Raw genomic sequence first — 1,425 nt, forward strand, 5'->3', positions numbered from 1 at the left:
TAATGCAGATCGTTTAAGCTAATTGAACGATCTTTCAAAGGGCTCATAATAGGCTACAACAGAAGTTGTGGCCTATTTTTATGTCTGAATTTATTAAAGAATTACACCTTACGACTGAGTTTTGCCAAGATCGTGATATTGATTCGTTCACTAAGCACATTCCCCTTGAGTGGATTGAAGAAGCTGTTACCCAAACAGGAAGAGCCTCTGTACGCAAACGACGCTTCCCCGCAGAACAAGCCGCTTGGCTTGTGTTAGGAATTGGTTTATTAAGAAACCGCTCAATATCTGAAGTCTGTGACAAACTAGAGCTCGCTTTTCCTGACGCTAAAGGAGAGCTTCCACCATTGGCGACCAGCAGTATTATAAAAGGGAAAGAAAAGCTAGGCGCAGCGCCTATGAAACACCTTTTTAAACATACAGCAACGCAGTGGGAGCAGTCGCAAACTTTTGATGACGTGTGTGGTTTAAAGCTGCTAAGCGTTGACGGTACACAATTTAAAACCCAAGATACGCCGAGTAACCGTCATTTTGGCTATGCTCAATCGACAACGAACTTCCCCTCAGTACTTGCTGTAACCTTGATGTCGACAAGAACGCATTTAATATCCGATGCAGCGTTTGGCCCCATTACTCAAAGTGAAATTCATTATGCTCAACAGCTTGTTGGCTCAGCACCTGAACATTCACTAACTCTATTTGATAGAGGTTTCTTTTCGGCTGAACTATTCACGAGCTGGCAAGGTGTTAGCGAAAATCATCATTGGCTTACGCCCATCAAAAGTAAAATGCGCTATGAAATAACGGAATCATTTAGCGATTACGACCACTTAATAACAATGCCTATTTCGCCACAAGCTAAAAAATCAGCCCCTTACCTAGGTGATACATGGCAAGCAAGGCTTATTCAAATTCCGACACCTAAAGGTGAAATAAAAGGGTTCATCACCTCATGCGCCTGTCCAGAAAAGTACCCGCTGAAAGCGCTACTCGATGTTTATTGGCAACGATGGGAAATAGAGCGAGGATATGGTGAGCTCAAGCAATATCAATTATCTAATAAGCCAGCGCTACGGAGCTTGAAACAGGAAGGTATTTATCAAGAGCTCTGGGGTATTCTGACGTCATACAATATCGTGAGACTTGAAATGGCAGAGATGGCTAAAGCCCATAAAGTGGAGCCATTACGCATCAGTTTCATAAACGCATTATACCTAATACAAGACGAGTTTTTATGGTGCTCAGGTCGAAGCCCCGGGACAATCCCTAAAAAGCTAAAAGAACTACGTGAAAACGGTAAACGGCTAATATTACCGGAGAAAAGAAAGCGAAAAGCTTATCCGCGAACGGTGCTCGCAAAGACACAAAAATATCCAGTTAGGTATAAACGAAAAAACACCACTCGTTCTTAAACGAGTGGTGTTA

Annotated in this window: 1 protein-coding gene; it reads left to right on the forward strand. The window is 42.6% G+C overall.

What is annotated here, in order from left to right; all coding sequences use genetic code 11:
* Positions 1–80 precede the first annotated feature (80 nt).
* Complete coding sequence (locus CXF64_RS09945; RefSeq protein ID WP_024589925.1) at positions 81–1,412, forward strand: IS4 family transposase; 1,332 nt, start codon at positions 81–83, stop codon at positions 1,410–1,412.
* The last annotated feature ends 13 nt before the right edge of the window (positions 1,413–1,425 follow it).

The organism is Pseudoalteromonas sp. GutCa3 (assembly GCF_002836155.1).
Classification (GTDB): domain Bacteria; phylum Pseudomonadota; class Gammaproteobacteria; order Enterobacterales; family Alteromonadaceae; genus Pseudoalteromonas; species Pseudoalteromonas arctica.

What these genes read in the sequence shown, in the direction of transcription:
- CXF64_RS09945 (WP_024589925.1), top strand. Translation starts at nt 81, where the DNA reads ATGTCTGAATTTATTAAAGAATTACACCTTACGACTGAGTTTTGCCAA.